The sequence below is a fragment of the Halorientalis persicus genome, assembly GCF_900110215.1.
GTDB lineage: Archaea > Halobacteriota > Halobacteria > Halobacteriales > Haloarculaceae > Halorientalis > Halorientalis persica.
Window position 1 is genome coordinate 1 of sequence record NZ_FOCX01000066.1, and the last position, 8,547, is coordinate 8,547.

Here is an 8,547-nt window from a genome sequence, read left to right on the forward strand (position 1 = left end):
CCGTGACTCCCCCACTGGGGGATAGCGGTAACGGCTGTTTGGCCCAGCCTCGCGTCATTCAGTTCAGCCGGACTCGCGGATTCCAACCGCGAGCAACCGCCGAGTGACGTGTAAACCCTAATATCCCAACGCTTGGGATTCCTCCGCCTTCAGGCGGAGGAGGAGGTCAAGAACACTGGTGAGTTGGATGCTGGTAGTGGTTCTGTGGAACTGCAACCCAAGTCGCCCCTTTCAGTCTCGGAGGAACCGATCCAGTTTATCGGCGTGTACGAAGAGCCACCAACAGCTGGCGACGCTGTCTCAAAGTCGTTCAATGTCACTGTTCCTCAGGATATGACGGCAGAAACCGTTGAACTGCAAGCTAATGCTACTCTCATGACCTACGATAAAACGACCGTTAGTCAGTCGGAAAAAACGACCCTGTCGATCGAATCGGCTGATGCAATCCCAATGCTGCCAAATCAGACTGCTGTGCCGACGGATCCCGATAACGACTCACAGTATGAAGACGTAACAGGCGACGGGGTCGTTACTCGGGAAGACCTGCGTGTCTTCCAGGACCATCTCACAAGTTCAGCCGTTCAGTCACACCCAGATGCGTTTGATTATTCTGGGGATGGAGATATCAACACATCCGATACCCAAGAGCTCTATACCGAGTTTGTGACTAACGACGATGGTGAAGTCACCGAGCGTGTTGTGATAACGTCGATTGTGGACCATCTGACTGATCGTGTTGCACCTGGCCTTCCAAACGAGCAAACGATTACCGATTTGTTGGTGGAATATAAAAACGAATCCTGAGCCATCGTCCAACTAACACTGTCGAATGACGTGAATCGCCTCGGGGTCAAGCCCCGAGGCTTCCTGCTTCGATGACGCGCTTTGCAGACACCGTAGTGGTGTCCGTAGGGAGCACAGTCTCCACAGGCGTGTCTTCGGGCCATCCCAGCCCTAACTCAGAAAAGCCGCGTTGCAGGACATTCATCGCCGCGTTCGCGTCACGGTCACACTCAAACCCACACGCTGGGCAGGAGTGTTCCCTGACCCAGATGGGTTTTGCTGTCTCCACACCGCACGACGCACACTCTTTGGTTGTCCCTTCGGGTTCAACCTGCTTGACGTGACAGCCATACAGGTCGGCCTTGTATTCGAGCAGGGTGATGAACTGCCGCCACGCCGCATCCTGCTTGTTGCGAGCGTTGTGCGAGTCTTTTAGCATCCCCTTCACGTTCAGGTCTTCGACGAATACGGCGTCGTACTCGCGGACCAACCACGTCGTTATTTTGTGCTGATAGTCCAGCACCTTCCGACGGATGTGGCGCTTGACCTTGGCAACCTGCTTCCGTTGTTGTTCGTAGTTGTTCGATCCCTTCTCCTTGCGAGACAACTTGCGTTGTTCGCGGCGAAGACGCTCGTACTCGTCTTCGAGGTCGAGCCAATCCACAGTATGGCCGTCGGAAGTGTGGATATAGTTCAGGATGCCGAGGTCAACGCCAACGCTATTGCTCGCGTCCAGCGAGTCAACGTCGGGTTTCTCGGGGAGGCTGGCGTCGTCGGTTTCGAGGCCGAAGGAGACGAACCATTCTCCGGTTGTCTCTTTCTTGATGGTGACTTCCTTGATGTCAGCGTTGTCGGGAATTACGCGGTGGTAGCGAATGGGGATGTCACCTATTTTGGAGAGCCAGAGCGTCGCGCGTCGGCCACTCGTGTTTTTGAGTTCGAAGCCAGACTGCGAAAACGTCATACTCTGGAACTCCCTCGGTGACTTCCACCTGAGTTTGCCGACCTTACGCCCGTTCTGTTTCTGCTCGGAGAGTCCGTCGAGGTTCTGGTAGAACCGTGTGACGGTTCGTTGCAGGGCCTTCGAGTTGACTTCCGAGAAGGCGGGGAACTGGTCTTTCCAGTCGGGAAGTCGGTAGTGGTGTTTGTACGCGGAGCCGATGTTGTCGGCGTCCACGTTTTCGTACTCGTACCGGGTGTAGTTGTACGCTTGGCGATGAATGTCGATGTGACGTTCCAGTTCACCGGCTACCTCTTGTGTCGGGTATGCGGGGTAGCGGTGACTGTACTCCATCGCTGTCTCTTGATTAGAGACGTGTTTATTTAATGGTTTGTATCACGGGTTGTCGGCTTCAACCCCGGGGGTCAAACCCCGGGGCATTCGCCTTGACCGCCTGTAAAACCCAACATTTCAATCTCGATGAAAATTTTCCTGTCTGAACGTGAGGGGGCCAAATGATCAAACAGAATCTGAGGACGGGCCACAAAACCTATTACTACATCGTCGACACCCAGGGATGTATCCGATGGGTCTTTGATCCAAAACATCGTGGAAAAATACTCCACGATGGAGGCTGAGACACTGTCGGATACTTTTCCTGTCGCCTCCGTACCGGGCGGTGTAAGTAATTGTATCTCGGATGATTTAACAATTTGGTACACCTGCAGAGTAGTTCAAACTAGGTAGTGAGGCGGGCCCGCGCGCCATCATGCGCGGGGTAAAGTACCCCGCGCACGGTGGCGCGGGGTGTCCGTGTTTAGTCCTGCACTGCTGAGACAACGGTCTTTCGCTCTTCTGTAGCGGATTGTTGGTGAGTTGGAGCAGTAGCTGGAAGTCACAGCGGGCAAGGGTGGCGCGACCACGCCACCCGACGAACAATGTTCCCATTGAAGACGTTCGTCTCGGAGCGTCGGGCCGCGAATCTGCTGGGACAGATTCGTTGGCGTGACGGCGTCTATTGCCCGCGCTGCCGTACCGAATCAGCGATTCGGTAAGGCAGCTATCGAGAGTTTCAACGGTGTCTGTGTAAGGATTGCGGCCGCACGTTCAACGACAAGACTGGCACGGTCTTCGAATACTCGTCGATACCGCTCAGGAAGTGGTATCTCGCCATCTACACGTATATCCGGCTGAACACGAGCATTCGGCAACTGGACGCTGAACTCGCCGTTTCCTACAAGACCGTCTACCGGCGCGTCCAGCGCTTCCTGCGGGCGCTGGACGCGCCTCGGCCACAACTCGAAGGGCCGGTCGAAATCGATGAGCTGTACGTCAACGCAGGGAAGAAGGGCCGCGAGCGCGATCGGCCGTCGCGCTCGCGTGGCCTGTCCACACGCGGTCGTGGAACGTATCACGAGGATAAGCCACCAGTGTTCATTCTCGCTGACCGCGGCAGTGGAGAAACCTACGTCCACCCGGCGAAAGCCGCCGCGGAATCGACGATTCGACTCCTGCTTGGCGACCGCCAGCAGGAGTCGCTGACCGTCTATACCGATGGCTTTCGGGCGTACGAACCACTCGACGGGGACGACGCCTTTGACCGGCAGTACGTCGTCCACGGCGAGGGTGAATACGCTGATGGAGACGTGCACGTCAACACCTGCGAGAGCCACGCGTCGCTGGCGCGACGGTGGCTCTCACCCCATCGGGGCGTCTCCAAAGACAAACTCACACCCTACCTCAGAGCGTTACAGCTTCGAAAACGAGTCCGCAGAAAACCCGGCGACGAAGCACTCAAAACCATCCTCGAAACTGCACTATGATTCCACCAACAATCTACCCATGAGCGAAACGAATAGTCATCTGCCATACGTCAAGCATACACTTGGTAAGTAAAAATGGTAAAAAGAGTTTCATATGATAATCTAACCACAGTATGGAGTGCCTATTACTGACAATAAAATTTTTATAGGTCAGCAACTATCGCCTACCAGCATAGCCCAGAAAATATTTAAATCATCCACATGAGACTACACTGTGAGCGTCTAATGGAGGCTGAGAAAGTAGATGATTGAGGCGTACCGTGCGCGAAGTACCGGTTCTCGATTCAACAAGTCACGAAATTCCAAAGATAAATAGACACATAATGACACGCAATACTACAACAGAAAATAAACTGCGGGCGATCGGGCTCGCAGTGCTGATGGTGTTCTCCGTATTCGGAGGCGCCGTCGCAGTCTCTGGGACTGCAGCAGCTGGGAACGCACCAGACGCAGGTAGCTATTCCTCAGGGACTATTCCAGGTACAGACAACACACCGACCGCCTTCGCGGCCCCTGATCGCCCAGCGGAAATCGCTGACATCGACTTCGAAACCCCCGGTAACGTTTCGTACGTTGATGTCGGCATTGACCAAGGAAGTGACTCTCTCGGTGGAATTGAGTCTGGCGATGTCAGCGAGATTAATGTCTCGTTGTACCATAACAACGGCGAACTGCTGGCCAGTCAGGTCCAGACCTACAACGAGAATGAAGAAAACGTTTCCTTCGTCGGAACGGCAACTGATGGCGGAGACAACGTTGCAGCCATCACTGTGACCGCTGAGATTGCTTCTGACGCCAGTGACGGCGCAGTCATTGACGCTGGCATCGAAGTGAAAGGCGAAGATACGAGCGGCACGCTTCAGTCCTTCGGCGGCAACAGCCCCTACGACACAGTTGGCACGCAGGAAATTGACAACTCTGACACGTTTGTGACGGCATCCGTTAGTTCCCCTACGCAGGGATCTGTCTCGGGCGCCACTGTTGAAATCATCAAGGTTTCAACTGGAACGGTTGTTGCTACCAAGACAACTGACTCCAACGGGAACATCCCGTCCGTGCAGGTTGCGCAAGGTAACAAATACACCGCCACGGCTCGGAAAGGTGGCTTCACGACTTCCAGCTCTGCAACTAAAGCCGCTAACCCAGGCACGACTAATCTACCGATCACGCTAACGGCAGTCGGTATCCCGAAGACCGTCGAGGTCATCCACACGGTGCCTACTGACCAGCAGCAGCCTGCTGACGACACGTCGGATATCGTCTACTACGTGCAGGTGCGCGGTCAGCTCGGCAACGTTGATGGCGAACCGCTGAACGACAAGGTTGTCGACCTCAATATTAACGACTCCAGCGGAACGCTCGACATCGAGCCAGACGGTCCATCGCCTCCGCCGGGTCAGAACACGACTGAAGAACTGACGCTCCCCAACGGAACGACAGTCAACGGGACGACCATGTTCCGGGTCGACTCCGGGGATGTTCAGAGTGCAGTCCTCAACTTCAGCTCAAACCAGAACCAGTCAGCCTTCACCATGGCACCCGCCAACTTCGGCGTGCTGTCGGGTGAAGGAACCGTTCAGGGTCAGGTCGTTGCTGAGGATACCACCGGTGGTCTTGAAGACGCCCAAGTGTGGGCTGTGGATTACAACCGGTTCACCGGGAATGCGGCAACACCCACCTTCGATGTCGGTAGCGGTGATACGGATTACTTCCGTGTCGTGAACGAATCGACGGGTGACGTTGTCGACGCTGACAACTACCGGATCGCACTTGACGAAGCTCCTGCCAACTCGGCGACTGGAAAGGTCGAGTTCCTCAACGAGAGTAACAAAGGCGTTGGCTCTGGGTTCTTCATCACGGATCGGGGAATCACTGACGGTGAGGTGCCGTTCTACATCGTCCCGCTTGAACCCGATTCAGACGACGGTGAAGACTACCAGGTTCAGGTCTCTGAGACCGCACCCAACGCGACGCGGCAGGCATCTCCGCAGACGGCACCGGCAGAGTCGTTCGTTGACGCAGTTGACACCGTTGGCAACGACGCTCAGTTCGGCGCCACGGAGAACCTCACGTACGCTGACGCCGAAAATAACAGCGAACCCTACGATGAGGGTGGCCCAGTGCTGGCGGATCTGACGGACGAAGACGGCGATTACGTCCTCAGTAAACTCTACACCAACTTCCAGCAGGGCAAACAGTACGTCGTCATCTCTCAGAAAGCCGGCTACTCCACTGACTTCGTTGACGCTGGTGTGACGGAGCGTGGCTTCGACATCGGCACCATCGGTCCGTTCGTCAGTACCGCTCCTGAAGAGTTCGGTGAAGACGAGAACCTGAACCTCAAGCCCCGCGAGGTCACGCCCATCGTGGACGTGCAGAACGTGGGCTTCGCGGAGGGACTCACTGACAACGATCAGCTTCAGAACTTCCAGGAGTTCAACAACCAGACTGACGCCTTCCTGCAGACTATCGTCCGTGACGGCTCGTACATCGACGTGGTCAACGTGACTGCAACCGCAGAGTCGTCCGGCCAGCCCGTTGATGCGACTGTCACCCTCGAGGTTGAGGATGACATCGACGTCAACGGTGCTGACGATAGTCCCGACTCGAACGCAACGAACATTGCTGGTGAGTGGGTTGAAGTCGCTGGCGGCACGATCGTCAACAGTACCCAGGACACCATCACGATTGAGGTCGGTGCTGATGGCCAGGCTCAGGCTTGGTTCCAGGCCGACCGCAGTGTCCAGTCGTACGACCCTGGTGACGGTGGCCCGGCAAACATCACGGCGACAGCGGAAAACAATGCCGACGAGCCTGATCGGACGGCAAAACAGATCGTTGGCATCACCCAGTTCGGTTCCATCTCAGGGTTCGTCACTGACGAAGCCAACAACGGTATCAGTGAGTCTGAGGTCTACGTGGACGAGTTTGACCTCAACACGCAGTTCCTGAGTGGTAGCGCACCGTTCAACACCGCAGTTGATCTGGAGCCGATTGACTCCAACAACGACAACGAACCCGAGAACTACCGGATCAACATCATCAACGGTACCAGCGCTGTCATTGCTAGCGAGACTGTTCCCCGAAGTGAACTGGTCTCCGGCTACGGATTCGAAGACTTCAGCACGTCTGTCCGGGTCCGCTTCGGTCTCGTGCCCCCGGAGCCGTCCGGATTCACGCTGGTCACTGAGACCCGCACTGACGGAACGTACACGCTGCCGCGTGTGCCTGCGAAGGGTACCAGTGCGCAGTTCCAGAACGCGTTCAACGTCCGCTCACTTACGGACAAAGGAAACGTCGGAGCTGCACAGGCCTTCCCCGGTGTTAGCTCGACTGACGACGCGAACATCGTGATTCCGGAGGCTGGAGCACAACTCGGTGTCTCTGACCTCAACCCGCAGAACGTGACTGTCACGCAGGGTGACGTGATCGATGTCTCTGCTAACGTCTCGAACACTGGGACTGCAACGGTAACGCGCGATGTGCAGTTCCGCGTGAATGACAGTGTCATAGCCACCCAGACTGTTACCGTTCCTGGCGGTGAGACGGTGCCTGTGACATTCAACAACATCGACACTGCGTCGCTTAGCAACGGAACGTACACGCATGGTGTGTACGTTCTCAACAGCGGTAATGTCGATACCAGTGCGACGGCGACGCTGACGGTTGAGTCTGACAACGGTACTGACGGTCAGGTCACCACGGATGATATCATCACCGCCATTGTTGAGTATAACAGTGGCAGCGACGATGTCACCACAGATGACATCATCTCGATGATCGTCCAGTACAACAGTCAGAACTAATCGCGATCAATTTCCGCGACGCTTTTTTTTCGCCGCTCTTGAATGATTCACTAGAATCGAGTAGTACATCGAGCGAACGGAACACGTTTAACCGAGCTTATAGCCTTCACCTCGGGGTCAAGCCCCGAGGCACTCGGCCTGTTCCGCCTGTAGATATCCTCGTAGCAGCAGGCAGAAAGCCGCGAAAGAGATCGGGTGGCCAATGCACTCGTGTTCGCCCCCCAGCGAGCGGCGATGGCGGTGCTGTATCCCCTCCCTACTGCGCTCCTTGTCCGCTGGCGCGGACTGCGGTGCTCCTTGAGGAAGGGGGCTTAACGCCTGCATTCAGCTCCATCGCGGGCAGAAGTCTTGCGGTGGATGGGCCACCAGTCAACTGGCCCTCAAGTCAGGGACGTTGAACGTGGATGGCAACTACACGCCTGCCGAGTTACTCGGCTAGAACAGGAGTCCACTGACAAGTCTCGGGGCTTGACTTTGTGGTTGTTGACGACCCACTCCACAGAAAGTATTTAATACAGTACTTAGAAAGTATAATCGGTCACACACACACAGATGGACAAGAAGCCACTTACAGAAAATATTTAAATCAGCCAGAAGAGGGCTAGTTGTGAGTATAGGAGGCTGAGACAGACCTCATGAAAATAGAACCGCTGTATAAGTATTGAACGACTAACTGAAATTGATACAATAACATGACACGCAGACAAAGTGCACTGGCGATTGTGATGACGGCGCTAATGGTTGCGTCCGTTTTCGCAATGCCGGTTTCCGCACAACCGTCTACGTCGGCTTCCGCGTCCAACAGTGGACCGGTCAATCCCGGCGATACGGTGACAGTGACAGTAGAGGTTACAAACAATGGCGACGCGGCCGCAGGTGGAGCAGTCGAACTGACGAACCTGCCCAGCAACTTCTCGGTTCAGGACACGAATGGTGACGGTAGTCCTGATATCGTAAAACCCCTTGGCTTCGGTAACCCGCTACCAGGTTCTGATGGGACAACCCTTACGTTCCAGATTGATGTCGGCAGTGACAAGGCCCCTGGGTCCTACGACATCACCGCTGAGGCAAGCCTTCAAGACGCAAACGAAAACACCGACGTAGCCACCTCGACGACTACGGTGACTGTCGAAAGTGCTGACGACGGTGATGGTGACAACGGTGACCAGGACCCTGATAACGGTGACCAGGACCC

Annotated in this window: 3 protein-coding genes and 2 pseudogenes; 4 read left to right on the plus strand and 1 reads right to left on the minus strand. The window is 55.6% G+C overall.

The window, feature by feature from the left end; genetic code table 11:
- The first annotated feature begins 204 nt into the window (after positions 1 to 204).
- Positions 205 to 804, plus strand: a complete 600-nt coding sequence (locus BMX17_RS24085) for a dockerin type I domain-containing protein (protein WP_139203746.1) — start codon at positions 205 to 207, stop codon at positions 802 to 804.
- A gap of 46 nt (positions 805 to 850) precedes the next feature.
- Here the strand turns inward: BMX17_RS24085 and BMX17_RS24090 are convergent, their stop codons facing one another.
- Positions 851 to 2,077, minus strand: coding sequence for an RNA-guided endonuclease InsQ/TnpB family protein (locus tag BMX17_RS24090; RefSeq protein ID WP_092664983.1), 1,227 nt, complete (start codon positions 2,075 to 2,077; stop codon positions 851 to 853).
- A 584-nt stretch (positions 2,078 to 2,661) separates the two neighbouring features.
- On the opposite strand from BMX17_RS24090, the pseudogene BMX17_RS24095 reads away from it, so the two are divergent.
- From BMX17_RS24095 to BMX17_RS24105, 3 genes and pseudogenes are all read left to right on the plus strand, one after another.
- Positions 2,662 to 3,546: pseudogene (locus BMX17_RS24095) on the plus strand (IS1595 family transposase).
- Between the two features lie 323 nt (positions 3,547 to 3,869).
- A complete protein-coding gene (locus BMX17_RS24100) occupies positions 3,870 to 7,352 on the plus strand; it encodes a surface glycoprotein (protein WP_092664987.1) in 3,483 nt (1,160 codons plus the stop codon).
- A 692-nt stretch (positions 7,353 to 8,044) separates the two neighbouring features.
- A pseudogene (locus tag BMX17_RS24105) lies at positions 8,045 to 8,547 on the plus strand (DUF11 domain-containing protein); the annotation flags it as partial.